Source organism: Sphingomonas sp. (assembly GCF_003248515.1).
In the GTDB taxonomy this organism is placed as follows: domain Bacteria; phylum Pseudomonadota; class Alphaproteobacteria; order Sphingomonadales; family Sphingomonadaceae; genus Sphingomonas_I.
The window spans coordinates 18,694-43,222 of the sequence record NZ_QFOB01000008.1 but is presented as its reverse complement, the minus strand read 5'-3'; the positions used below and the strand labels follow the sequence as shown (position 1 = coordinate 43,222).

Sequence of the window (24,529 nt, the reverse complement as noted above, 5' to 3'; positions counted from 1 at the left end):
GCATCCGAACTGACCGCCGCCCGCATCTATCTGGATCATGCCGCAACCACGCCGATGCTGCCGGCCGCGCGCGCAGCGATGATCGAAGGGTTCGGGCGCTGGGCGAATCCCTCTTCGCCCCACCGCGAGGGCCGCGCCGCGCGCGCCGCGCTGGAAGAGGCGCGCGCGCGCATCAGGGCCGCTCTCGGCTGGCGACACGATCTGATCTTCACGAGCGGAGCCACCGAAAGCGCCGCCATCGCGCTCCACCGGCAGGCACGGGCGCGGCCGCTGCTGGTCAGCGCGGTGGAGCATGCCGCCGTGCTGCGCCAGCGCGCGGATGCCATTATCGCGCCCGTGGACGAAAGCGGGCTGGTGGAGCCCGCCGCCTTCGGCGCGCTGATGCGGGCGCATCCCCAGCCGCTGGTGGCGATCCAGCATGCCAATTCCGAAACCGGCATCCTCCAGAAGATCGGGGAGATCGTCGAGGTCGTCGATGCGGCAGGCGGTCTGCTGTTCGTCGATTGCGCGCAGACGGCGGGGAAATTGCCGCTCCCGCCGGCCGATCTGATCGCGATTTCCGCGCACAAGTTCGGCGGGCCGCCCGGCATCGGCGCGCTGCTGGTGCGCGATATCGGCACTCTGGCCCCGCTCGGCGGCGGGCAGGAGCGGGGCTATCGCGCGGGGACCGAGAATATGCCCGCCATCCTGGGGTTCGCCGCCGCGCTGGATCCCGCGCTGGGCGGTGCGCAGCCGCCATGGCTGCTGGAACAGATCGATTGGCGCCTTTTCCTCGATCATGCGGTGGGGCAGGCGGGCGGCATGCCGGTCGGCGGCCCCCTTCTGGATGGCGCCGCGCGGACGCCCACGATCGCCGCCTATCGGCTGCCCGGCCTGAGCGCCGAGGCGCAGCTGATCCGGCTCGATGCGGAAGGCTTCGCGGTCTCGGCCGGCAGCGCCTGCTCGTCCGGCTCGCTCCACGCCAGCCATGTGCTGCGCGCGATGGGCCTGGGCGAGGGCGAGGCGCGCGAGGTGATCCGCGTCAGTTTCGGCTGGTCCACCACGCATGCGGAGGTCGAGGCGTTCGCCGCCGCTTATGGCCGGATGGCGCAAGGCGTGGCGCGCGCGGCATGATCTATCTCGATTATCAGGCGACGACGCCGCTGGCCCCTGAAGCACGGAGTGCGATGGTGCCGCTGCTGGATGCGGGCTTCGGCAACCCCCACTCGCCCCACCGCATGGGCCGCGAGGCACGCGCGGCGGTGGAAGTGGCACGCGAACGGATCGCCGCGCCCTTCGGCCCCGGCGGCCGCATCGCCTTCACGAGTGGCGCGACCGAGGCGCTCAACTGGGCGATCAAGGGCATCGCCAAGCCGGCACGCGCCAGCCGCCCGCGCATCGTCACCACCGCGATCGAGCATGCCGCCGTGCTCGATACGGCCGGCTGGCTGGCACAGCAGGGGCATGAGCTGATCGTGCTGCCCGTCTCGGCCGGGGGAATCGTCGATCTCGATGCGGCCGAAGCCGCCATCGACGGCCGCACCGCGCTCGTCGCCGCGATGCTCGTGAATAATGAGATCGGCACGATTCAGCCCATCGCCGAGCTGGGCCGCATGGCGCGTAACGCGGGCGCGGTGATGCTGTGCGATGCGGTACAGGGCTATGGCCGCGTGCCCCTGCCTGTCGACGCCTGCGATCTGGTCGCGCTTTCCGCCCACAAGATCCATGGCCCAAAGGGCATCGGCGCGCTCTGGCTGCGCGACGGCGTGAACCCCGAGCCGCTGCTCCACGGCGGCGGCCAGGAAGCCGGGCTGCGATCGGGCACGCTTGCGCCGGCGCTGTGCGCCGGTTTCGGCGTCGCCGCGCAACTGATGCGGGAGCGCGCGGAGGAGGACAGCGACCATGTCTTCCGATTGTTCGGCCATGCCCGTTCGATCATGGGCAACTGGCAGGTCAACGGCGCGCTCGATCATCGCTATTTTGGTAATCTCAATATCCGTCGCGCGGGGCTGGACGTTGCCCGCCTGATATCTGACGTGCGCGAGGTGATGTTTTCGGCGGGCTCCGCCTGCGCCAGCGGGTCCGGGCGAACGAGCCATGTGCTGAAGGCGATCGGCCTCACCGATGCCGAGGCGAAATCCTCGATCCGGCTGGGTTTCGGCCGCTATACGACGATCGAGGATCTGGATCGGGCGATGGCATTGATCCTGGCGGCGGCCGCAACGCAGAAGGAATGGGCATGAGCGTGGCGATCACCTTCGTCTCCGCCGATGGCGTCGATGTCCGCACGGTCCAGGCCGCACCGGGCACGAGCCTGCTGGAGATCGCGCAGAATGCCGGCCAGCCGCTGGAGGGGACGTGCGAGGGGCAGATGGCCTGCTCCACCTGTCACGTCATCGTCGATCCGGCCGATTTCGCGCGCCTCCCCCGCGCGAGCGAGGAAGAGGATGATCTGCTCGATCTCGCCGCCCATGTGACGCGCACGAGCCGGCTGGCCTGCCAGATCATGCTGGACGATGCCCTGGGCAGCCTCAAGGTGCGGATGCCCGCCGAAGCGCGGGACATGCAGGGGCGCTAGCCGGCCCGTTTCCGGGGTGCCGGCTCAGGCCTTCACCTTTTCCTTCTCGCGTTCCTTCTTCGGCGTCTCGTCCGCCGGGGTCTCGCCGCCGGCGGCCGCGAGCAGCAGCCGCTCCAGCGTCCGCAGGCGGGCGGGCGCATCGATCCGGTCACCGAGCAGGTCGGTCAGGTAGAATGTGTCCACGGCGCGCGTGCCATAGGTGGCAACATGGGCGGAGCGGATCGTGACCTTCGCCTGAAACAGGGCATAAGCCAGCGCATAGAGCAGGGCCGGCCGGTCATGCGCATTCACCTCCACCACCGTGTAGCGATTGGAGGCCTTGCTATCGATCAGCACGTTGGGCGCGACCACGAAGGCGTCCGCGCGCGTGCGATGCGAAGGCTTGGTGGCAAGCTTGGCGGCAAGCTGGCTGCGATTGGCGAGAGCATCCTCGATCGCGGTGGCCAGGCGGCGCAGGCGCAGCGGATCGTCGAACGGCTTCCCGAACGGATCCTGCACCAGCAGATTATCGATCGCCATGCCGTCGCGCGTCGTATGGATGCGCGCATCGATGATGCTCGCGCCCGCCAGATGGATGGCGCCCGCGATCCGGTAGAACAGGCCGGGATGGTCGGCGGCATAGATGGTGACGAGCGTCGCGCCGCGCTTCGAATCCGGCTGGGTCGCGATCGAGAGCGGCTTTTCGGCCGCGTCCGCCGCCGCGATCAGCCGCGCGTTGCGCTCCAGGATATCGACGCCCTCGGCCACCCAGTAGCTGTCCGGGAAGCGCTTCTGATAATCGTCGAAGCGATGCCGGGTCCAGCCCAGCTCCACGCCCAGTTCGGCCTGCTTCAGGTTGATCCGCTCGGCGCGGCCGGTCTGCTGGTGGCCCAGCCGCAGCACCTCTTCCGCGCTGGTGAAGAGCGTGGCCAGCAGCTGCCGCTTCCAGTCATTCCACACGCCGGGGCCTACCGCGCGTATGTCCACGGTGGTCAGCAGCAGAAGCTGGCGCAGCCGCTCGGGGCTCTGCACGCGCTCGGCGAAATCCATCACCGTCTTGAAGTCGGCCAGGTCACGCTTGAAGGCGGTGGCGGACATCAGAAGGTGCTGCTCGACGAGCCATGCCACCGTCTCGGTCTCGGCGGGCGTCAGGCCGAAGCGCGGGCAAAGCTTCTGCGCCACTTCCGCGCCCAGCACCGAATGATCGCCGCCACGCCCCTTGGCGATATCGTGCAGCAGCACCGCGACATACAGCGCGCGGCGGCACACGATCTGCTCCAGGATCTTGGCCGCGCCCGGATGCTCCTCCTCCAGCAGGCCGCGCTCGATGCGCGAAAGCAGGCCGATCGCGCGCAACGTATGCTCGTCCACCGTATAATGGTGGTACATGTCGAACTGCATCTGCGCCACGACGCGGCCGAAATCGGGCACGAAGCGGCCGAATATGCCCGCCTCGTTCATCGTCCGGAGCACGCGTTCGGGATCGCGGCGCGATGCGAGCACCTGCATGAAATAGCGATTGGCCTGCGGATCGGCGCGGACACCGGCGTCGATCGTCTTGGCGTCGCGGCCCGCCATGCGCAGCGTGAGCGGATGGATTTCCAGCTCATGCTTGTCCGCCAGCGCGAAGAGCTGGAGCAGGCGCACCGGATCCTCCGCGAAGAAGCCGTCGTCCGGCGCGGCAAGGCGGCCGCGATCCAGCACGAACCCTTCCAGCTTGCGCGGTCGGCGCCCCGCCAGCTTGATGCCGAAGCGCCGCCCCTTGGCGGCGAACGTCTCGTCCAGATGCGCGAGGAAGATGGCCGTCAGGTCCCCCACTTCCTTCGCGATCAGGAAATAATGCTGCATGAAGCGTTCGACCGCCGATTTGCCCGGCCGGTCGGCATAACGCATCCGTCGCGCGATTTCGGACTGGACGTCGAAGGTCAGCCGGTCCTCGGCGCGGCGCGAAAGGATGTGGAGGTGGCAGCGCACCGCCCACAGGAAATTCTCCGCCTTGCGGAAGCGGCGCAGCTCCTGCGCGGTGAAGAGGCCGCGCTCCACCAGATCGCCCACGTCGCGCACCTGATAGGCATATTTGCCGATCCAGAAGAGCGCGTGCAGATCGCGCAGGCCGCCCTTGCCTTCCTTCAGATTGGGCTCGACCACATAGCGGCTATCCCCCATCCGCTCGTGCCGGCCGTTGCGCTCGGCCAGCTTCTCCGCGACGAAGGCGCGCGCCGTACCCGCCACCACCTGCGCGTCGAAGCGCCGCGCCGCCTCGTCATAGAGCGGCTGATCGCCCCACACGTAGCGCGCCTCCAGAAGCGCGGTGCGGATGGTGAGATCGCTGTTCGCCATGCGCACCATCTCGTCCAGCGAGCGGCTGCTGTGGCCCACCTTCAGCCCCAGATCCCAGAGCGTGTAGAGCATCGATTCGATGACCTGCTCGGCCCAGTGCGCCTGCTTCCACGGGGTGAGGAAGGCGATGTCGATATCCGAATGCAGCGCCATTTCGCCGCGCCCATATCCGCCGACGGCAGCCAGCGTCAGCCGCTCGCCCGTCGAGGGATTGGCCAGCGGATAGAGGCGCTGCGTCGTGAAATCATAGGCCAGGCGCAAGATCTGGTCGGTCAGGAAGGCATAGGATGCGGCAATCTCGTTGCCGGAACTCGGGCTTTCCGCCAGCCGCCGCGCAATCTCCTCGCGCCCGGCCGCCAGCGCCTCGCGCAGCAGCGGCGTGGCCGAAAGCCGCAACGCATTGGTATCCGCCGCCGGCAGCGCGTCGAGCGCGTCGGCGATGGCGCGGCGATCGATGATCGCGCGGCGCGAGGGCAAATTGTCGAAACGGGTCGTCATTCTTGCGCTCAGATAAGGCTGTCGCGAGGATTCGCCATCCTAACGCATCAGCTATTTACGGATCGTTGCATTCCGTCCGGATCATGATCCGCACCCGCAAGGAGCCGGCGGACGGAGAGGCCCGTCCGCCGCGCGGGGCTCATTCCAGCTCGAACGTCACCTGCAGCGTCACGCCCAGCGTCTCCTCGCCCGGCTGCACCGGGGTCGAATCCATCTTGGCGCGCGCGCTCATCAGCATCATCGGGCGCACGGGCGGCTCGGCCCCGCCGGATTCGCCGATGCGCACGATCCGCTTCACCCGAAGGCCCGCCGCGCGCGCATAGAGATCGGCGCGCGCCTTCGCCGTCGCCAGCGCCTGGGTCCGCGCTTCGTCCAGCGCCGCCTCGGGCTTGTCTACGGTGAAATTCGGCCCGTCGATCTGGTTGGCGCCCGCCGCCACCAGCGCATCGAGGATGCCGCCGGCCTTCGCGATTTCGCGGAAACGCACCGTCACCTGATTGCTCGCCTGATAGCCGGTCAGCACGGGTGGCTGATTGTCGGCATAGCGATATTGGGGCGAAAGGCGCAGAGATGCCGTGCGGATGTCGCGATCGGCGATACCGGCCTTGCGCAGCGCGGCGATCGTCGCCGTCATGCGCTGCGCATTCTCGGCCATGGCGGCCGCGGCGGTGGCTGCCTGCGTCACCACGCCGGCGCCGATCGTGGCGACATCGGGCGCGCGCGTCACTTCCCCGGTCGCGGAAATGTCGAGGCGCGTGCCGGAAAGGCCCGGCGTCGCGACCACATCCTGAGCCTGAGCGGCGGCAATGGGCGCCATGGCCGCGAGCGCGACCGCCGTGAAACGAAACATCCTTCCTCCTTCGTGCGGCCGATCCCTACCGCCGCTCGGCCGCGCTATCGGGTGGCGTCGCTGGACACGGGCTGAACAGCGGCCGGCCCGCGCCTGTCCATCACGTCGCGCAATTTCTGGGCGAGCTGCGCCACGGTGAAGGGCTTCAGCAGCACGTCCGCGCCCGGCTCCAGCAGCCCTTCGCGCGCGATCGCCTCGTGCGCATAGCCGGTGGTGAAGAGAATGCGGATATCGGGCCGCCGCGCGCGGACGGCGGCGGCCAGTTCCGTGCCGCTCATGCCGGGCATGACGACATCAGTGAAGAGAATGGCGAAATCGGGCGACTGATCGATCGTGGCCAGCGCCGCCGCGCCATCCGGCACCGCGACGACGATGTAGCCGAGGTCCGCCACCGCATCGAGCGAGAACTGGCGAACGCGATCATCATCCTCCACCAGCAGGATCCGCTCGCCGCCCCTGGCCGGGGGAAGCGGTTCACCCACCGCCGCCGCCTCCTCGACGACCGGCGCCTCCGCATGGCGGGGCAGGAACAGCCGGATCGTCGTGCCCTCGCCCACCGTGCTCTCGATGCCGATATGGCCGCCCGATTGCTTGATGAAGCCGAACACCTGGCTGAGGCCGAGCCCCGTGCCCCGGCCGACCCCCTTTGTGGTGAAGAAGGGATCGAAGGCCCGGGCGAGCACTTCGGGTGGCATGCCGCATCCGAAATCGCGGACCATGATCATCACATAATCGCCTGGCACCACATCGGGATGCGACCGGACATATTCCTCGTCCAGCGTGGCATTGCCGGTCCGGATCGTCAGCCGTCCGCGCCCGCCCAGCGCATCGCGCGAATTGACGGCGAGGTTGACGATCGCATTTTCCAGCTGGAGCGGATCGACGAAGGTGGCCCAGATATCGGGCGCAAGCTCGGTTTCCACCTCGATGCCTTCGCCCAGCGTGCGCCCCAGCAGGTTGGACATGTCGCCCACCAGTTCGTTGGGATCGACGGCGGCCGGCGCCAGCGACTGGCGCCGCGAATAAGCGAGCAATCGGCTGACGAGCGAGGCCGCGCGCCCCGCGCCCTCCATTGCGCTGGCCAGGCTGCGCTGCAATCGATCCGGATCGTCCAGCCGGCGCCGGGCCATATCCAGGCTGCCGATCACCACGGCCAGCATATTGTTGAAATCGTGCGCGATACCGCCGGTGAGCTGGCCGATCGATTCCATCTTCTGGATCTGGCGGAGTTGATCTTCCACCTGCTCCCTCGCGCGCATCTCGGCCTGCGCTGCCTGCGCGGCGGCACGCGCCTCGGCATGCGCGACTTCGATCGATTCGAACCGCGTCCGCGCCTCCCGCACCGTGAGATAGGCGATCACGACCACGAAGAAGACGGTGGCGGCCAACCCTACCGAAAGCAGGGCCGTGCGCTGCTGCGCCTGCCGCTGGCGTTCGGCAAGGAGAGCCGATTCCGCCGCAAACAGGCGGCCGAGATGCTGGCGAATGGCCAGGATCAGCGGCAGGGCATCCGGCTGGCCGATGCTGATATCGATCCGGTCGAGCGGCAGATGCTCGCGCTGCGCCACAAGCTTGCGGGCGAAGATCATGCGCTGGTGGATCAGTGGCGTCACCGCATCCAGTTCGCTGCGCTGGATATCGTTTTCGCCCAGCAGGGCGCTCAATTCACCAAGCCGGACGAGGATATCGTGCCGGCTGTCGCTCAATTCCTCCCGCATCGCCGGCTGGCGCGAGATCAGATAGCCGCGCAGCGCGCCGTCATGCGTCGCGATCCGCTCGCCCAGCTCGATGATGCGCGTCTGCACCTGCACCGAATGATCGACCCAGCGGTTGCTGGAAGAGACGCCGTTGGCGATCAGCAACGCGACAAGGCCCGCCACGAGGACGATACCGAGACCGGCCAGTCGCATCAGGGGCACCTTGCGCGGCATTGCGTCAAGCATGGCCTGTTGTGACGGGAGCGCCGGGCCGGTGCAAGCGCGCAGCGCCGAACGCCGCGCCAATCGCAACGATGAACCATGAACCGAACGCGGAAACGGCCGGCAACCGCAGCACGCCCCCTGTCAGCCGGCGGCCGCGACGATCTCCGCCCAGGACGCCTCGTCGATCACCGGAATGCCGAATTTCGCCGCATCCTTGAGCTTGGATCCCGCCCCCGGCCCCGCCACGACCAGATCCGTCCTGGCCGAAACCGATCCCGCCGCCTTCGCGCCCAGCCGCTCGGCCTGGGCCTTGGCCTCGTCGCGGCTCATCGTCTCCAGCTTGCCGGTGAATACCACGGTCTTGCCGGAAACATCGCTCGCCTTCGTTTCCACGATGAAGTCTGGTGGCGAGACCTGTTCCAGCAGATCGCCCCACACCTGCCGGTTATGCTCCTCGTGGAAGAAGTCCGCGAGCGCGTGGCCGACGGCGCTGCCCGCATTCTCGACCCCGATGAATTCGGCGATCGCCTTGTCCATCCGGTTGCGGAAGCGCCCTTCCTCCTCGCCCAGCGCGCGCTGGAAACCATCGCGCAGGGCGATGATTCCGTCCGCCAGCGCATGGATCGCGGGAAGCGTCGTGTAGCGCTTCAGCAGATCGCGCGCCGTGACGATGCCGACATGGCGTATGCCCAGGCCGAACAGCAGCCGCGCCCCGTCCGGCTGCCGCTTCGCCTCGATCGCGGCGAGGAGATTGTCGACCGATTTCTCCTTCCAGCCCTCGCGCCCGAGCAGATCCTCGCGATGCGCGCCCAGCCGGAAGATGTCGGCCGGCTCGCGGATCCAGCCGAGATCGAGGAACTCCCCGATCGATTTCTCGCCCAGCCCCTCGATATCGAGCGCGCCACGGCTCACGAAATGGCGCAGCCGTTCGAAACGCTGGGCGGGGCAGATCAGGCCACCCGTGCAGCGATAATCGACCTCGCCCTCCTCGCGCACGGCCTCCGATCCGCATCCGCCCGACTCGACGGGGCAGTGGGTGGGAAAGACATAGGGCTCGCGTGGCTCGTCCCGGCTGAGATTGTCGACCACCTGGGGAATGACGTCGCCCGCGCGCTGCACCACGATCCGGTCACCCGGCCGCACGCCGAGACGCGCAATCTCATCGGCATTGTGGAGCGTCACGTTGGAGACGACGACGCCGCCCACCGTCACCGGCACCAGACGCCCCACCGGCGTCAGCTTGCCCGTGCGCCCCACCTGGATATCGATCGCCTCCAGCGTCGTCTGCGCCCGCTCGGCCGGGAATTTGTGCGCGATCGCGAAGCGCGGCGCCTTGGCCACGAAGCCCAGCCGCTGCTGCCAGTCGAGCCGGTCGACCTTGTAGACCACGCCATCTATATCGAACGGCAGGTCCGCGCGCCGGGCCTCGATCATCCGGTAATGGCCGAGTATCTCGTCGAGCGTTTCGACGCGGGTCAAAAGCTCCGAAACCGGAAGCCCCCAGCCGCCGATCGCGCGCATCACGCCCCATTGCGTGTCCGCCGGCAGCGCGCTCGTCTCGCCCCAGCCATGGGCGAGGAAGCGCAAGGGGCGGCGCGCGGTGACGGCCGCGTCCTTCTGCCGCAGCGATCCAGCCGCCGCGTTGCGCGGATTGGCGAACTGCCTCGCCTTTTCGGGATCATCCGCCTCCGCCAGCAGGCGGGCGTTGAGCGCGGCGAAATCCTCCTTCGCCATATAGACCTCGCCACGCACCTCGAAGATTTCGGGCACGTCCTCACCCGCCAGCGTCTGCACGATATCGCCGATCGTGCGCACATTGGCGGTCACGTCCTCGCCGGTCGTGCCGTCGCCGCGCGTCGCCGCCTGCACCAGCTGGCCGTGTTCGTAGCGGAGCGAACAGGAAAGGCCGTCAATCTTGGGTTCGGCGGTCAGCGCCAGCGCCGCATCATCCGGCAAGGCGAGGTAGCGCCGCACGCGCGCGAGGAATTCGGCGATGTCCTCGTCCGAAAATCCGTTGTCGAGGCTCATCATGCGCACGGCATGACGCACCTTCTTCAGCGCTGAAGTCGGCTCCGCGCCTACCAGCGCATTGGGCGAATCCGCGCGCACCAGATCCGGAAAGGCGGCTTCCAGCGCAGTGTTCTCGCGGATCAGCGCATCATATTCGGCATCCGAAATCTCGGGCGAATCCTGATCGTGATACAGGCGGTTATGGTGCGCGATCGCGCCGGCCAGCACGGCCAGGCGCGCGGCGGCCGCTTCCCGCTCCATCGTCTCAACGGGGGACATGCAGCACCTCCTGCCCCGCGCGCAGCGCCAGCGCCTCGGCCGCCTGCCCGTCAATCTCCAGGCCGGAACCCGCCTCCCCCAGCAGGGCGAAGGCCGTGCGGAAATCCCGCAGGCGCCCCGTGCCCACGATCGATCTGATCCCGCCGCCCTCGCCGATCGAGGCGATCCTCCCCTCACGCGCATCGCGCACGCTGCGCAGCCGGTCCACCGCCGCCGTTAGCGTCGGCCCGCCCTCGAAAATATCGAGATAGCCCTCGTCGACGAAGCCTTCCTCCTCCAGCATCCGCATCGCCGCGCGGCCGGTGGCATGGGGCACGCCGATCACGCCGCGCGCCATTTCCGAAAGCATGGCCAGATAGATGGGATGGCGCGGCATCAGATCCGCCAGATGCTGGTTGCCGTGGCGGGCATTGTAATCGTCGGCCTCGCGGAAGCTCATCTGGAAAAAGCGTCCGCCGACCCCGTCCCAGAAGGGCGATCCGCCGCCCTCGTCGATCACGCCACGCAGCTCCGCGATCAATTTGTCGGCGAAGCGGGCGCGATGCAGCCGGATAAACAGATAGCGGCTGCGCGCCAGCAGCAGGCCCAGCCCGCCCGCCCGGTAGCGCGGATGGAGAAACAGGCCGCCCACCTCGCTGCACCCTTCCAGATCGTTGGTCATCACCAGCATCTCGGCGCGAAAACTGCGGCCGAAGGCGGCGCTGTGCTGGGTCAGCGTGGTGCGGCGATAGGAATGGAAGGAGCCTTTCTGGCCGGTGCGCGTGATGATCTGCGCGGTGCCGGCGATCCGGCCGGTCTCCAGATCCTCCAGCATCAGCAGATAGACGTCGTCGCCCAGCGCATCCTCCTCGCGCGCATAGGCTGCCTCGGATGCGGCCAGCCGCTCGGACAGGGCATCGCGATCGGCCGGCAGGTTGGTGAAGCCGCCGCCCGTGAGCTTCGCCATCTCGTAGAGCGGCTCCAGATCCCCGGCGCGCGCCGCGCGGACGACCGCGCTCATCAGAAACCGTAGACGAGCGTGGCGCGCGTCACCGTATCCAGCTGGCGGCTGGTGGTGGGCGTCTCCCGCTCGAACTGGAGATTGTAGGAGAATTTCGCCTTCAGCGCGCCGATCAGCTTGGTCTCCAGCGCGGTTGCGCTGGAGGCGGTGGCATCGTCGCCCTCGAAGAAGAAGGACGCATCCTGGCGGAAGGTCAGCGTCGGCGAGATCTTCCACATGGCGGAAAGCGATCCACGCCCGGCCAGCTTGGTCGTGTTCGCCTCGTCGATGAACACGGTGCGGCGCAGCGCCGGGCCCGCTTCCAGCGCAATGTTCAGATCGGGCCTGCTCGCCACCTGCCAGCCGACACCGGTGCCCAACGTCCCGCGGGACTGGATGCCCAGGAAGCGATCATGCTCATATTGGGCCAGGCCGTAAGCGTAGCGAACGTCGCTGAACTTGTAATTGGGCTGCCAGGCGGCCAGCCAGCGCTCGGTCGTCCGCTCGTGATCGGTTTCCTGATAGTCCAGCCGGGCGTTGAACTTCTGGCGCCACCGGATGCCGTCGCGCTGCAATTTGGCAGAGGCATAGATGCTGGTGGTGCGGGTGGTGCCGGTCGAGCGCGATCCGCCCGCCTCCAGCTCGCCCTTCCAGATCTGGAGGAAGCTTGCGGCCATGATGCGCGCCTGCTCCCTTTCCTGCGCTTCCTTGCGCACGCCCGCCAGCCGCTCTCCCTGCAATTGGGCGAGGCCGTTTATCTCCGCGATGTAGGTCGGGAAATTGTCCTTCGCGAGGCCCACGACATCGCTGATCGTCTTGTCGTTGCCCGTCTTGTAGGCGGCCTCGATCATCGTGCGGATCGGCGCGGGAAGGCCGGGCGCGGGCGGCGCCAGCACCAGCATCGGCTGCGGCAGCACGGGCGCGTCCGGCGGATAGGGCAGGCGCGGCGCGGTGGTTTCCAGCGGCAGGTCCGGGCCGAGGGCGGCGGCGGCCGTCGCGATCAGCAGCATGGCGCTCATCCCGCTTCAGCCAGCCGGTCCGCGAACGTATCCAGCACCTGCCGGTAGAGATCGCGCTTGAACGGCACGATCAGATCCGGAAGGTCGGCGGGCGGCGCCCATTTCCAGGCGCGGAATTCGGGATGCGCGGTCTCGATGTCGATCTCCTCGTCGCGGCCAAGATAGCGCAGCAGGAACCAATATTGTTTCTGCCCGCGATATTTGCCGCCCCACACCTTCTTTCGCAGATCGGCCGGGAGATCGTAGAATAGCGGCTCGGCGGCTGCGGCGATCACCTCCACCTTGTCGGCGGGGATGCCGGTTTCCTCCTCCAGCTCGCGCAGCGCGCCGGCGCGCGCATCCTCGCCGGGATCCAGCCCGCCCTGCGGCATCTGCCAGGCTTCCACCTTCGTATCGATCCGGCACGCCACGAACACCTGCCCCTGGCCGTTCAGCAGCATGATGCCCGCAGCCGGACGATAGGGAAGATCGGTCATGGTCATCGCTCCGCTGGCTGGAAGGGGCCGACTTCGACCATGTCGGCGGCCCGATCAAGGGGGTCTCCGCGCCGCGCGCCGCGCGCGCCATTGCTGGCACGGGGACACGGCCCTAAGGAGCGCCGAAAGGAGGATCGCGCATGCGTCCGGTCGATCTGCTCGCTCTCGCCCTGATGGTCCTCACAGCCCTACCCGCGACGGCCCAGACGCCGCCTGCCGCGCCCGCGCCGGCGCACCGGCCCACCAATCTTCCCGGCGTATCGCCCGCGGGCAATGCGATCCTGACGAAGCTGGATGCGCAGGGCGATCCCCAATATTCGCAGCTTCGCCGCCAGCAGCAGGGCCTGAAGGATCAGCTTTCGAACGCGATCATGGTTTCGGAAATCGATGTGGATCGCGTGGCGGGCCTCATGCGGCAGATGGATCTCGTCCAGGGCCAGATGCGCACCCGCTCCAGCGAGCGCGTGCTGGCGGCGCTCAAGGCCCTGCCGGAGGCGGATCGCGGCCCCTTCCTGCGCGCGATCGCCCGGCAGGTGGGCCCGGCGGCGAATTGAGCCCCCTTCCCTCGCCGGACGGGAGGGAAGAATGATGAAGGAGCGTGGCGCGCCTTCGCCCGTTCAGCGCGCATGACCAAGCCCACCATCGTCTGGTTCCGACAGGATCTTCGCCTCGCCGATCAGGCCGCGCTCGCGGCGGCCGCCCGCGAAGGCCCGATCGTCGCGCTCTACGTGCTGGACGACAATGGCCCCCGGAAATGGCGGATGGGCGGCGCGCAGCGCTGGTGGCTGCATCACAGCCTGGATGCGCTCGCCCGCTCGCTTGGCCGCCATCATGTTCCGCTGATCCTCTGCAGCGGCCCCGCCGCCGCCCAGGTGGCGGCCGTCGCGAAGGAGGCGGGCGCCACGCGCGTTCACGCGCTCCATCATGTCGAGCCCTGGTGGCAGGCGGCCGAGGAGGCTCTGGCCGGCACTCTCGATCTCGTCCTCCACCCCGGCCAGCATCTGGCCGATCCGCGCGAGGTGCGCACCGGCGCGGGCGGGCGCTACCGGATCTTCACGCCTTTCTGGCGCGCCCTGCAGGCCCAGTTGCCGCCGCCCGCGCCGCAGCCCGCACCCGAACATCTGCACGCTCATGGATCGCTCCGCTCCGAGGCGCTCGGTGACTGGGCATTGCTCCCTACCCGCCCGAACTGGGCTCGCGGCTTCGATATCTGGACGCCGGGCGAGGCGGGCGCGGCCGAGGTGCTCGAGGATTTCGCGGATCGCGTCGCCGCCTACGATCACGATCGCAACCTTCCCTCGATCGAGGGAAGCTCGCGCCTTTCGCCGCATCTCCATTTCGGCGAGGTTTCGCCCACCGCCGTCTGGCATGCGGCGCGCAAGGCCGCGCCGCGATCGGCCGATCCCTTCCTGCGCGAGGTGGGCTGGCGCGATTTCACCGCCAATCTCGTCGATCTCTTCCCCAATATCGGCGCGCGGAATGGCCGCGACACGTTCGATCGGCTGCCCTGGCGGGAAGGCGCCGCCGCCGATCGCGATTTCCGCGCATGGACGCAGGGGCGGACGGGCTATCCCATCGTGGATGCCGGCATGCGCCAGCTCTGGACGTCAGGCTGGATGCACAATCGCGTGCGGATGATCGTGGCAAGCTTCCTCACCAAGCATCTGCTGATCGATTGGCGGCGGGGCGAGCGCTGGTTCTGGGATACGCTCGTCGATGCCGATTACGGCAACAATGCCGTGAACTGGCAATGGGTGGCCGGCACCGGCATCGACAGCAATCCTTTCGGCCGGATCATGGCCCCTCTCACCCAGTCCGCCAAATTCGACGCGGCCGATTATATCCGGGAATGGGTGCCCGAGCTTCGCGATCTCGCCGATCCGGCGATCCACGATCCGCACGGATCGGGTTGCGCGCCGCCCGATTATCCCGAACCGCTGATCGGCCACCGCGAAGGCCGCGAACGCGCGCTCGCGGCGGGCGCGAAGGTGCGCGGCTCATAACGCCCCCTTCCCTTCGGGGGAGAGGCGGACGGGCTTATCCGGCCACGCGCATCCGGTGGCCGCTCTCGAAATCGCCCGTCACCAGATCGGTGATCGCCTGGCCCACCACATCCGGCGACTTGAGCGTCGCGGCGTCCTCGCCCGGAAAGGCCTTGGCACGCATCGCCGTCGCGGTGGCGCCCGGATCGACGATCGCCACGCGCAGATCGCCCAGCGAACGCATCTCCTCGCCATAGGCCGTCACGAGATTTTCGAGAGCGGCCTTCGAGGAGCCATAGGCCCCCCAGAAGGGGCGCGGCTCCGCGCCCACGCTGGAGGTGACCGCCACGATCCGCGCCCGCGCGCTGCGGCGGAGCAGCGGATCGAATGCGGCGATCAGCGCCTGCGGCGCACCGACATTCAGTGTCAGCAGCCTGGCATATTCCTTGGGGTCGATCGCCGGCACCGGGCTCACCGTGCCGAGCATGGCCGCGTTGATGACGAGCAGGTCCAGTTTCTCCCAGCGCCCCGCCACCGCATCGGCGAGGCGCCCGATCGAGGTGCCGTCCGTCAGATCCAGGGGCGCAATGGTGGATGTGCCGCCTGCCGCGTGGATCGCCTCCTCCGTTTCCTCGAGGCCGCCTGTCGTGCGGGCGACGAGCAGCACATGCGCGCCGGCGGCGGCAAGCGCCTTCGCGGTGGCCGCACCGATTCCGCGGCTGGCGCCGGTGACGAGGGCGATCTGGTCCTGAAGCGGCTTGGTCATGATGCGGGCGTCGGCTCCTCTCGGGAACCGGGGCGGCTATCAGGCCAGCACGCGCTCGTCGAGCAGGGCGAACTGATCGGGCACGGTCTGCGCGTCATGATCGGTCAGCGGCGTCGGATAATCGCCGGTGAAGCAGGCGTCGCAGCGCGTCGGCTGGGCGGCGTTGCGCCCCGCCTCGCCCAGCGCGCGATACAGGCCGTCGACGGAGATGAAGCCCAGGCTGTCCGCGTTGATGAATTCGGCCATCTGCTGCACGGTCATGCGCGCGGCCAGCAGCTTGGCGCGCTCGGGCGTGTCCACGCCATAGAAGCAGCTGTGCCGCGTCGGCGGGCTGGCGATGCGCATGTGCACCTCGGTGGCGCCGGCATCGCGCATCATCTGCACGATCTTCAGGCTGGTCGTCCCGCGCACGATCGAATCGTCGATCAGCACGATCCGCTTGCCCTGGATCAGCGCGCGATTGGCATTGTGCTTCAGCTTCACGCCCAGGTGGCGGATATTGTCCGCCGGCTGGATGAAGGTGCGGCCCACATAATGCGAACGGATGATGCCCAGCTCGAAGGGGATGCCGCTTTCCTGCGCATAGCCGATCGCCGCCGGCACGCCCGAATCGGGCACGGGGATCACGAAATCGGCGTCCACCGGGCCTTCCTTGGCCAGTTCCGCACCGATCGCCTTGCGCACCGAATAGACGGACTGGCCCTCCATCACCGAATCCGGGCGCGAGAAATAGACATGCTCGAACACGCAGGGGCGGCCGCGCGTCTTGCCGAAGGGGCTGATCGATCGGATCCCGGCATCGGATACGGTGACGAGTTCGCCCGGCTCCAGTTCGCGCACGAAATCCGCACCCACCACGTCGAGCGCCACCGTCTCGGACGCGAAGATCGTCGCATCGCCCAGTTTGCCCATCACGAGCGGGCGGATGCCCAGCGGATCGCGGCAGGCGATCATGCCCTCCGGCGTCATGCAGATCAGCGAATAGGCGCCTTCCACCTTGCGCAGCGCATCGATGAAGCGATCGATCAGCGTGCGATAGGTCGAGGTGGCGACGAGATGGATGATCGTCTCGGTATCGCTGGTCGACTGGAAGATGCTGCCCGAGCGGATCAAATCCCGCCGCAGCTTCATCGCGTTGGAAATATTGCCGTTGTGGGCGATGGCGAAGCCGCCGCTCGCCAGCTCGGCGAAGAGCGGCTGGACGTTGCGCAGCGCCGTCTCGCCCGTGGTGGAATAGCGCACATGGCCGCAGGCCACGGGGCCGGGAAGGGCGCGGATCACATCGTCGCGATCGAAATTGCCGGCGACATGGCCCATCGCCCGATGCGTGTGGAAATTGTGGCCGTCCCAACTGGTAACGCCGGCCGCCTCCTGCCCGCGATGTTGGAGGGCATGGAGGCCGAGCGCGACGATCGCGCTGGCCGATTCGGCATCATAGACGCCGAACACGCCGCATTCCTCGCGCAGCGTATCGCCGTCGGCAGTCTCAAATGGATTGGTGGTCAGCATCGTCCGTCCCGTCGCTGGCGCACGCCCATAAGCGATCAATCGCGACTTGTCGCCCCATCCGGAAGGACGATCGGCGCATTTCCTGTTTTCCGGCGCGGCGTTGCGCCTCGCGTGCCCCTGTCGATGATCGCCCCCTCCCCCGCCGCCGATCGATAGCAAGAGCCTGCCCCCTTGCCGAAAAAGCGAACGCGATCGAGGCGGCCTCCCGCCGCTTCCGCGCGCGCCGAAGACCTCCTACATGCGCAGCCATGACCGATGATCGTGAAACCGGAACCACCCTCATGCCGCGCTGGGATGCGGCGGGCCTCGTCACCGCGGTCGTCACGCATGCCGAAACGGGTCATCCGCTGATGGTGGCGCACATGAATGCCGATGCGCTGGATCGCACGATCGAAAGCGGCGAGGCCTGGTTCTGGTCGCGCTCGCGCGGGCGGCTGTGGAAGAAGGGCGAAACCTCGGGCCATGTGATGAAGGTCGTCGAGCTGCGCGTCGATTGCGATCAGGATGCGATCTGGCTGCGTGCCGAACCGCACGGCCCGGCCTGTCACACCAATGCCGCGAGCTGCTTCTACAGGCGGCTGGAGGATGGCGCGCTCGTCCGCGTGGTCTGAAGCGCAGGCCTGAGGCGCGCGCCTCCACCGGGCCGCTCCATCCCGGCCGCCATACATATGGCGTTCATGCAACCGACAAGTCTTGTGCGCGTTCAAAGCGCGCAAGGCCGGGAAAAGAGCGTTCCCGTTGCTTTCGCGGGTAAAGTGAGTTGCGTGTCTTTTGTACCAGTAGCGTTTAGTCGACTTTCGAGCCCCTGCCCTCCCGCCTTGCCGTTTCTTTCCCGGGCATCCGCCCGTTAACCATATTTTCGTGCGCCACCCGATCCTTTAAGGCAGATATCTTATCAGGATTGGCGGTGTGTGAGCTTCGTTTCGATCGCGTCCCAGATCAGCGCCGGCGTATCGGTGCCGTTGAAGCGATCGATCGCGACGATGCCGGTGGGCGAGGTCACGTTGATCTCGGTAAGGTAGCCCGCGATCACGTCGATGCCGACGAACAGCAGCCCGCGCTTCGCCAGTTCCGGCCCGATCGCGGCGCAGATTTCCAGCTCGCGCGGCGTCAGTTCGCTCTGGGCGCCAGTGCCGCCCACCGCCAGGTTGGAGCGGATCTCGCCCGCCTTGGGCAGGCGGTTGACCGCGCCGGCCGGCTTGCCGTCCACCAATATGATGCGCTTGTCGCCCTTTGACACGTCGGGAAGGAAGGCCTGCACCATGAAGGGCTCGCGCCACACCTGCCCGAACAATTCGGTGAGCGCGGCCAGATTGGCGTCCTTGCGCGCCACATGGAACACGGCCGAACCCGCATTGCCGTACAACGGCTTCACCACCACCTCGCCATGCTCGGCATGGAAGGCGCGCGCCTCCTCCAGCCCGCGCGTGATGAGCGTGGGCGGCATGAATTCCGCATAATCCAGCACGAACAATTTTTCGGGCGCGTTGCGGACGGAGGCGGGATCGTTGACCACGAGGGTCCGGTGCTGGATCCGCTCCAGCAGATGGGTTGCCGTGATATAGGCGAGATCGAACGGCGGATCCTGCCGCATCAGGATCACGTCCGCGTCCGCGCCCAGATCCAGCACCTTCTCTTCCAGCACCGCGAAATGATCGCCCGCCACGCGCTGCACGCTGATGCGGCGCGCGGGCGCGGTCAGCCGCCCTTCGCGATAGGAGAGGTCGCCCGCCGCATAATGCCAGAGCGTGTGGCCGCGCGCCTGCGCGCCCAGCATGATGGCGAAGGTGGAATCACCCGCGATGTTGATCGATTCCAGCGGGTCCATCTGGACGGCTACGGTCAGCGACATGTCATCCTCCGTTCGTGCTGAGCCCTTCGACTGCCTGCGAAGGCAGGCGCTCAGGATAAACTTCAGCCCAAAGGGCTAAAGCCGAAGGACGGGCTGCGGGCGTGCCGTGAGAAGCACGGGGCTTCGACTACGCCCAGCCCGAACGGGGAGCAAGAAAGCGAGGCTTGAGAAAGAGCGAGAAAGTCTAGCCGATCCACGCATTTTCGATGTGGCGCAGCGCACGGCCCGGCGCGATCAGGATCACGTCGATGCGGACATCCTGCCCCTCGCCCGCATAACGCGGCGCCAGATAGCCGGCGGCGGCCGCCACGCGCGCCAGCCGGCGCTCGTCGATCGCGAAATCCAGTTCGGCCGCCGTCGCGCGGCGCTTCACCTCCACGAACGCCACGAGATCGCCCCGCGCCGCCACCAGATCCACCTCGCCCACAGGCGTGCGCACGCGCCGTGCGAGGATGCGCCAGCCCTTGAGACGGAGCCACCAGGCCGCGGCCGTCTCGGCGATGCGCCCGCTCCTTTCGGCGGAGCGCCTGTCCCTCACCCCTCGCCCTTCAGCGCCAGCGCGCGGGCATAGAGATCGCGCCGGTTGAGCCCGGTCGCCTGCGCCACCTCGGATGCCGCCTTGCCGACCGGCAGCCGCTCCAGTGCCTCGATCAGCAGCGCATCGGCATCCGCCTCGCTGGCGGGCGCCGCCTCGCCGGGGGGCGCCACGACGATCACGATCTCCCCTTTGGGGGCCGCCTCGGCATAGCGCGTGGCCAGTTCGGAAAGAGTGCCTGTCACGCATTCCTCGAACATCTTGCTGATCTCACGCGCCACCGCCGCCTCGCGATCGCCCAGCCGGGCGGCCAGCGCCGTCAGGCTCGCGCCGAGGCGCGGCCCCGATTCGTAGAGGATCAACGTCGCCCGGATCGCCGCCATCTCGTCGATCGATTCGTCGCGCGCCTTGGCCTTGGCGGGGAGGAACCCCGCGAACAGGAAGCGATCCGTGGGCAGCCCCGCCAGCGTGAGCGCCGCCACAGCCGCGCAGGGGCCGGGCAAGGTCGTCACCGCATGGCCCGCCGCGCGCGCGGCACGCACCAGCTTGAAGCCCGGATCGGAAATGAGCGGCGTGCCCGCATCGGAGACCAGGGCGATCGCCTGTGTGCCCAGACGCGCCACCAGATCGTCCCGCACCCGCTCCGTGCTGTGATCGTGATAGGGGATCATCGGCCGCTTCACGCCGATATGACGCAGCAGCCCGCCGGTGACGCGGCTATCCTCCACTGCGATCGCATCGGCGCGCGAAAGGATGTCGGCGGCGCGCGGCGAAAGGTCGCTCAGGTTGCCGATCGGCGTCGCGACGATGTAGAGGCCGGGTTTGAGAGGTTCTGGATCGCTGAGAGACATGATCGCAAGCATGGCAGACCCCGGCCTAAGGGGGCAAATCGGCGGCCGGAGAAATCTGGCGGCGACCCTCCTCGCATTGCTGCTGGCCCTGCTGCTCGCCGCCTGCGCCGGCGGCCCGCGCACCGCGCCCACGCGCGCGCCCGCCAAGGCGCCGCCCACGACGACCGCGCCCGTTACCCAGCAGGGCCTGCCCGAGGATGTGGACCGGCATCGCGTGGCCCTGCTCGTGCCGATCACCGGCCCGAATGCCGGCGTCGGCCAATCGATCGCCAATGCCGCCGTGCTGGCGCTGACCGATACGAAGGATCGCTCGCTGCGCGTAACGACCTACGATACCGGCCCCGGCGCCGCCGCCGCTGCCGCGAAGGCGCTGGCGGAGGGCAATGCGCTGATCCTGGGGCCGCTGCTGGGCGATGATGTCCGCACGGTGGCGGGGCCGGCGGCCGCGCGCGGCGTGCCGGTCATCTCCTTCTCCAACGATACCAGCGTGGCGGCGGACAATGTCTGGCTGCTCGGCTTCCAGCCCGCCCAGTCGATCGAGCGGGTGGTGCGCTATGCCCGCTCGCGCGGGCTCACGCGGTTCGCCGGCCTCGTGCCGCAGGGCGCCTATGGCCGCACCGCATCCAATACGCTGATCCGCGTGGCGGAAGCGGCCGGCGGCAGCGTCGTCTCGATGCAGAGCTATGATCGCTCGGCCGGCATCACGGCGGCGGTGACGGCGCTCGCCAAGCAGAAATTCGATGCCGTGCTGATCGCGGACAGCGGCCGCATCGCTGTCGTCGCCGTACCCCTGCTGCGCAAGCAGGGCGCCACGTCGGCGCAGGTGCTGGGCACCGAATTGTGGAATGCGGAACCGGGCCTCGCCTCGGTCGCAGCGATGAACGGGGCCTGGTTCGCAAGCGTGGACGATCGCATGTTCGGCCAGTTGCAGACGCGCTATCGCGCCCGCTACGGCAAGACGCCCTATCGCCTTGCCAGCCTCGGCTATGATGCGGTGCTGCTTGCGGTGCGAATCGCGCGTGAATGGAAAGCGAACACGCCTTTCCCCACCGATCGGCTGGGCGATCCGGGCGGGTTCGCCGGCGTGGACGGTGCCTTCCGCTTCGGCAGCAATCGCATCGCCGAACGATCGCTGGCCGTGCACCAGCTGGGCGGCGGCACCCGCACCATCGTCTCGCCCCCGCCAACCGGATTCTGATCCCATTCTATCCGGCGCGGGAAAAAAGCCCCGCCGGATGTGTGACGGGGGCTGTCGGCCACCTCCGCCGGCGGCGACACTCACACGCCCCAACGCTCCGGCAGAAGCGCGAGCCCGAAGCATCTCGCCTCCTGCCCGGTCTGGCAGGGCTCCTGCTGGAGCCCCGTGGCGTCAGGCGGCCAGCGCGCCCAAAATCCCGTCCAGCACCAGCATGTTGCCGGGCGTCACGCGCAGCCTGTCCTCCTCGCGCTCCAGCAGCCCCTGCGCGATCAGCCGCGCCATCGCCGCCGGATCGATCGCCGCCGCGCACCGCGACAGGCTTACGCCTTCCTCCAGCCGCAGGCCCATCAACAGCGCCTCGGTCGCCTGCGTCGCGGGATCGAGCACCTCTTCCTCGGCGATCCCGCTGGCCTGCGCATCGATCCGCGACAGCCAGTTTTCCGGCTTCTTCGCCCGCACCGTCGCCACGCCCGCGCGCCGGCCATGCGCGCCGGGGCCGACGCCAAGATAATCGCCATAGCGCCAGTAGGTTAGGTTGTGGCGGCTCTCCTCCCCCGGCCGGGCATGATTGGAAACCTCATAGGCCGGCAGCCCCGCCGCCGCCGTCATCTCCCGCGTCAGCTCGAACAGGGCCGCGCCATGATCGGGATCGACCGCCTCCAGCTTGCCTTGCGCCGCCAGCGTGGCGAAACGCGTGCCGGGCTCGATCGTCAGCTGATAAAGCGAGAGATGGCCGGTGCCGAAGCCCAGCGCGGTCGTCAGCTCCAGCGCCCATTGCGCCTCGCTCTGCCCGGGGCGCGCATAGATCAGATCGAAGCTCACGCGATCGAAGCAGGCCTGCGCCGTCTCCAGCGCCCCCAGCCCTTCCTCCACGCCATGCGCGCGGCCGAGGAAGCGCAGCACCTCATCGTCCAGCGCCTGCAATCCCAGGCTCACGCGATTGACGCCCGCCGCCGCCAGATCCGCGAAGCGCGACGCCTCCACCGAGGAAGGATTGGCTTCCAGCGTGATCTCGATGTCGGGCGCGAAGCCGAAGCGCCGCTCCGCATCGGCGAGGATCGCGGCCACCGTCGCGGGCGGCATCAGCGAAGGCGTGCCGCCACCGAAGAAAATCGATGTCAGCGGGCGTTTCGGGCCGATATTCGCCTCGAACGCCAGATCGGTGAGCAGCGCATCCCGCCAGCGATCCTGATCCACGCTCTCGCGGACATGGCTGTTGAAATCGCAATAGGGGCATTTGGAAACGCAGAACGGCCAGTGGACGTAGAGGGCCAGAGCCTGCGCATCCTCGCCCGCCTGCGAACCGGATCGGGGCCGGCCCTGCGGCAGCGGAGCCGGGCTGCCCACCCCCGTCCCCTCCCGCCGATGGGAGGGGAGAAAGCTCACCCCAGACACGCCGCCACCAGCTTGCGGAACGCATCCGTGCGATGGCTGATCGCCTTCTTCTCGGCCGGATCCAGTTCGGCGAAGGTGCGCGTGTCGCCATGGGGTACGAACACCGGATCATAGCCGAAGCCCACGGTGCCGCGCGGCGGCCAGGTCAGCGTGCCTTCCACACGCCCCTCGAAGCTTTCCACATGCCCGTCCGGCCAGCAGAGCGAGAGCACGCAGACGAAATGCGCGTCGCGGCCCGCCTCCGGCCCCCTAGCCTGGATCGCGTCCTCCACCTTGCGCATGGCCATCGGCCAGTCGCGCGTGCCATCGGCGGTTTCGGCCCAGTTGGCGGTATAGACGCCCGGATCGCCACCCAGCGCATCCACGCACAGGCCGCTATCGTCCGCCAGCGCGACCAGGCCGGAAAGATCCGCCGAATAGCGCGCCTTCAGCTCGGCATTGGCGAAGAAGGTCGTGCCCGTCTCCTCCGGCTCGGGAATGCCGAGCGAGGCGGCCGAGACGGGCTCGATCCCATAAGGCTCCAGCAGCGCGCGAATCTCGCGCACCTTGCCCTCATTGTGGCTGGCGATGACGATCCTGCCGGGCTCCAGCCGGCGATGCGGCACGGCCGGCGGCTCGTCGTCGATCAGCCGGATGCTCATTTGCCGACGGCCTTCCGCTGGGCGGCGAAGATCTCGCCGCAGCCGATGCGAGCGAGGCGCAGCAGGCGCAGCAGCGCCTCCTCGTCATAGGTCGCGCCCTCGGCGGTGGCCTGCGCCTCGGCGATATTGCCATCCGAAAGCAGCACGAAATTGGCATCGGCATGCGCGTTCGAATCCTCGATATAATCGAGGTCCAGCACCGGCGTGCCCTCATAGATGCCGCAGGAAACGGCTGCCACCTGCGCCTTGATCGGATCCGCCACCAGCGCGCCCGAGGCCAGAAGCTTGTCGACCGCGATGCGCAGCGCCACCCACGCGCCGGAGATGGAGGCGGTGCGCGTGCCGCCGTCTGCCTGGATCACGTCGCAATCCAGCGTGATCTGCCGCTCGCCAAGCAGGGTCATGTCGCAGACGGCGCGCAGCGAACGGCCGATCAGCCGCTGGATTTCCTGCGTGCGGCCGGATTGCTTGCCCTTGGCCGCCTCACGGCTGCCGCGCGTGTGCGTGGCGCCGGGCAGCATGCCATATTCGGCCGTCACCCAGCCCTGGCCCTTACCGCGCAGGAAAGGCGGCACGCGCTCCTCGACGGAGGCGGTGACGAGCACCTTCGTGTCGCCGAAACCGATGAGCACGCTGCCCTCGGCATGGACGGTGAAGTTCGGCTGGATCGTGATCGCCCGCATCTGATCGGGGGCGCGGCCGCTGGGGCGCATGGAAGCTCCTTCAAAGTTCGGGGAGCGCCCTAGACCTTTGCAGGGCCGGAAGGAAGCGGAGGCGGCCGAATGGGCGCTTGAACGCCCGCGCCGCCACCCCATATGCCGATCAAGGCCACCTCCGTAACCGACAACCGATCCCGATACTGAACCGATAACCGAAACCTTGGGCGGCCCC

At 68.2% G+C, this 24,529-nt stretch carries 22 protein-coding genes; 7 read left to right on the top strand and 15 right to left on the bottom strand.

Annotated elements, in window-relative coordinates; translation table 11 throughout:
- The first annotated feature begins 9 nt into the window (after window positions 1-9).
- From DI605_RS14030 to DI605_RS14020, 3 genes are read left to right on the top strand one after another with little or no spacing between them, the layout of a single operon-like run.
- On the top strand, window positions 10-1,113 hold the full coding sequence (locus tag DI605_RS14030; protein WP_293975323.1) for an aminotransferase class V-fold PLP-dependent enzyme: 1,104 nt from the start codon (window positions 10-12) through the stop codon (window positions 1,111-1,113).
- Complete coding sequence (locus DI605_RS14025) at window positions 1,110-2,222, top strand: cysteine desulfurase family protein (protein WP_293975036.1); 1,113 nt, start codon at window positions 1,110-1,112, stop codon at window positions 2,220-2,222. Before DI605_RS14030 ends, DI605_RS14025 begins: the two co-directional genes overlap by 4 nt.
- On the top strand, window positions 2,219-2,557 hold the full coding sequence (locus tag DI605_RS14020) for a 2Fe-2S iron-sulfur cluster-binding protein (RefSeq protein ID WP_293975034.1): 339 nt from the start codon (window positions 2,219-2,221) through the stop codon (window positions 2,555-2,557). The genes DI605_RS14025 and DI605_RS14020 overlap by 4 nt, the downstream gene beginning before the upstream one ends.
- A 24-nt stretch (window positions 2,558-2,581) precedes the next feature.
- On the opposite strand, the gene DI605_RS14015 is transcribed toward DI605_RS14020, so the two are convergent.
- From DI605_RS14015 to DI605_RS13985, 7 genes are all read right to left on the bottom strand, one after another.
- Window positions 2,582-5,374 (bottom strand): [protein-PII] uridylyltransferase, encoded by a 2,793-nt coding sequence (locus DI605_RS14015; RefSeq protein ID WP_293975031.1) that lies wholly within the window; start codon window positions 5,372-5,374, stop codon window positions 2,582-2,584.
- A gap of 139 nt (window positions 5,375-5,513) precedes the next feature.
- Entirely contained in the window at window positions 5,514-6,224 is a 711-nt protein-coding gene (locus DI605_RS14010; RefSeq protein WP_293975028.1) for an SIMPL domain-containing protein, read from the bottom strand.
- A gap of 44 nt (window positions 6,225-6,268) precedes the next feature.
- Complete coding sequence (locus DI605_RS14005; protein ID WP_293975024.1) at window positions 6,269-8,167, bottom strand: ATP-binding protein; 1,899 nt, start codon at window positions 8,165-8,167, stop codon at window positions 6,269-6,271.
- Between the two features lie 120 nt (window positions 8,168-8,287).
- Complete coding sequence (gene ligA, locus DI605_RS14000) at window positions 8,288-10,435, bottom strand: NAD-dependent DNA ligase LigA (RefSeq protein ID WP_293975021.1); 2,148 nt, start codon at window positions 10,433-10,435, stop codon at window positions 8,288-8,290.
- Entirely contained in the window at window positions 10,422-11,435 is a 1,014-nt protein-coding gene (locus DI605_RS13995) for an arginine N-succinyltransferase (RefSeq protein ID WP_293975018.1), read from the bottom strand. The genes ligA and DI605_RS13995 overlap by 14 nt, the downstream gene beginning before the upstream one ends.
- Entirely contained in the window at window positions 11,435-12,433 is a 999-nt protein-coding gene (locus tag DI605_RS13990) for a YdiY family protein (protein ID WP_293975016.1), read from the bottom strand. Before DI605_RS13990 ends, DI605_RS13995 begins: the two co-directional genes overlap by 1 nt.
- On the bottom strand, window positions 12,430-12,909 hold the full coding sequence (locus DI605_RS13985) for an RNA pyrophosphohydrolase (RefSeq protein WP_293975013.1): 480 nt from the start codon (window positions 12,907-12,909) through the stop codon (window positions 12,430-12,432). The genes DI605_RS13990 and DI605_RS13985 overlap by 4 nt, the downstream gene beginning before the upstream one ends.
- Window positions 12,910-13,049: 140 nt before the next feature.
- On the opposite strand from DI605_RS13985, the gene DI605_RS13980 reads away from it, so the two are divergent.
- Complete coding sequence (locus DI605_RS13980; protein WP_293975010.1) at window positions 13,050-13,463, top strand: hypothetical protein; 414 nt, start codon at window positions 13,050-13,052, stop codon at window positions 13,461-13,463.
- A gap of 72 nt (window positions 13,464-13,535) precedes the next feature.
- On the top strand, window positions 13,536-14,912 hold the full coding sequence (locus DI605_RS13975; protein WP_293975008.1) for a deoxyribodipyrimidine photo-lyase: 1,377 nt from the start codon (window positions 13,536-13,538) through the stop codon (window positions 14,910-14,912).
- A 34-nt stretch (window positions 14,913-14,946) separates the two neighbouring features.
- Here DI605_RS13975 and DI605_RS13970 read toward each other — a convergent pair whose 3' ends face one another.
- Both DI605_RS13970 and purF read right to left on the bottom strand, forming a co-directional pair.
- Window positions 14,947-15,657, bottom strand: a complete 711-nt coding sequence (locus tag DI605_RS13970; protein WP_293975005.1) for an SDR family NAD(P)-dependent oxidoreductase — start codon at window positions 15,655-15,657, stop codon at window positions 14,947-14,949.
- A 39-nt stretch (window positions 15,658-15,696) separates the two neighbouring features.
- The gene (purF, locus tag DI605_RS13965) at window positions 15,697-17,166 is read right to left on the bottom strand and encodes an amidophosphoribosyltransferase (RefSeq protein ID WP_293975002.1); all 1,470 of its coding nucleotides are present in this window, start codon (window positions 17,164-17,166) and stop codon (window positions 15,697-15,699) included.
- 248 nt (window positions 17,167-17,414) lie between these two features.
- Between purF and hisI the strand changes: the two genes are divergently transcribed.
- On the top strand, window positions 17,415-17,777 hold the full coding sequence (gene hisI / locus DI605_RS13960) for a phosphoribosyl-AMP cyclohydrolase (protein ID WP_293974999.1): 363 nt from the start codon (window positions 17,415-17,417) through the stop codon (window positions 17,775-17,777).
- Between the two features lie 284 nt (window positions 17,778-18,061).
- Here hisI and gshB read toward each other — a convergent pair whose 3' ends face one another.
- The 3 genes from gshB to rsmI form a co-directional block, all read right to left on the bottom strand.
- Window positions 18,062-19,018, bottom strand: a complete 957-nt coding sequence (gshB, locus tag DI605_RS13955; protein WP_293974996.1) for a glutathione synthase — start codon at window positions 19,016-19,018, stop codon at window positions 18,062-18,064.
- Window positions 19,019-19,202: 184 nt separating this feature from the next.
- A complete protein-coding gene (locus DI605_RS13950) occupies window positions 19,203-19,556 on the bottom strand; it encodes a YraN family protein (RefSeq protein ID WP_293974993.1) in 354 nt (117 codons plus the stop codon).
- A complete protein-coding gene (rsmI, locus tag DI605_RS13945) occupies window positions 19,553-20,404 on the bottom strand; it encodes a 16S rRNA (cytidine(1402)-2'-O)-methyltransferase (RefSeq protein ID WP_293974990.1) in 852 nt (283 codons plus the stop codon). Before rsmI ends, DI605_RS13950 begins: the two co-directional genes overlap by 4 nt.
- A gap of 10 nt (window positions 20,405-20,414) precedes the next feature.
- Between rsmI and DI605_RS13940 the strand changes: the two genes are divergently transcribed.
- Complete coding sequence (locus DI605_RS13940) at window positions 20,415-21,602, top strand: penicillin-binding protein activator (protein WP_293974989.1); 1,188 nt, start codon at window positions 20,415-20,417, stop codon at window positions 21,600-21,602.
- A 171-nt stretch (window positions 21,603-21,773) separates the two neighbouring features.
- Here the strand turns inward: DI605_RS13940 and hemW are convergent, their stop codons facing one another.
- Genes hemW through rph form a run of 3 tightly spaced genes read right to left on the bottom strand, consistent with a single transcriptional unit; the run spans window position 21,774 to window position 24,351 of the window.
- Complete coding sequence (hemW, locus tag DI605_RS13935) at window positions 21,774-22,931, bottom strand: radical SAM family heme chaperone HemW (RefSeq protein WP_293975321.1); 1,158 nt, start codon at window positions 22,929-22,931, stop codon at window positions 21,774-21,776.
- Window positions 22,932-22,984: 53 nt separating this feature from the next.
- The gene (gene rdgB / locus DI605_RS13930) at window positions 22,985-23,638 is read right to left on the bottom strand and encodes an RdgB/HAM1 family non-canonical purine NTP pyrophosphatase (protein WP_293974986.1); all 654 of its coding nucleotides are present in this window, start codon (window positions 23,636-23,638) and stop codon (window positions 22,985-22,987) included.
- On the bottom strand, window positions 23,635-24,351 hold the full coding sequence (gene rph / locus DI605_RS13925; protein ID WP_293974984.1) for a ribonuclease PH: 717 nt from the start codon (window positions 24,349-24,351) through the stop codon (window positions 23,635-23,637). Before rph ends, rdgB begins: the two co-directional genes overlap by 4 nt.
- Window positions 24,352-24,529 lie beyond the last annotated feature (178 nt).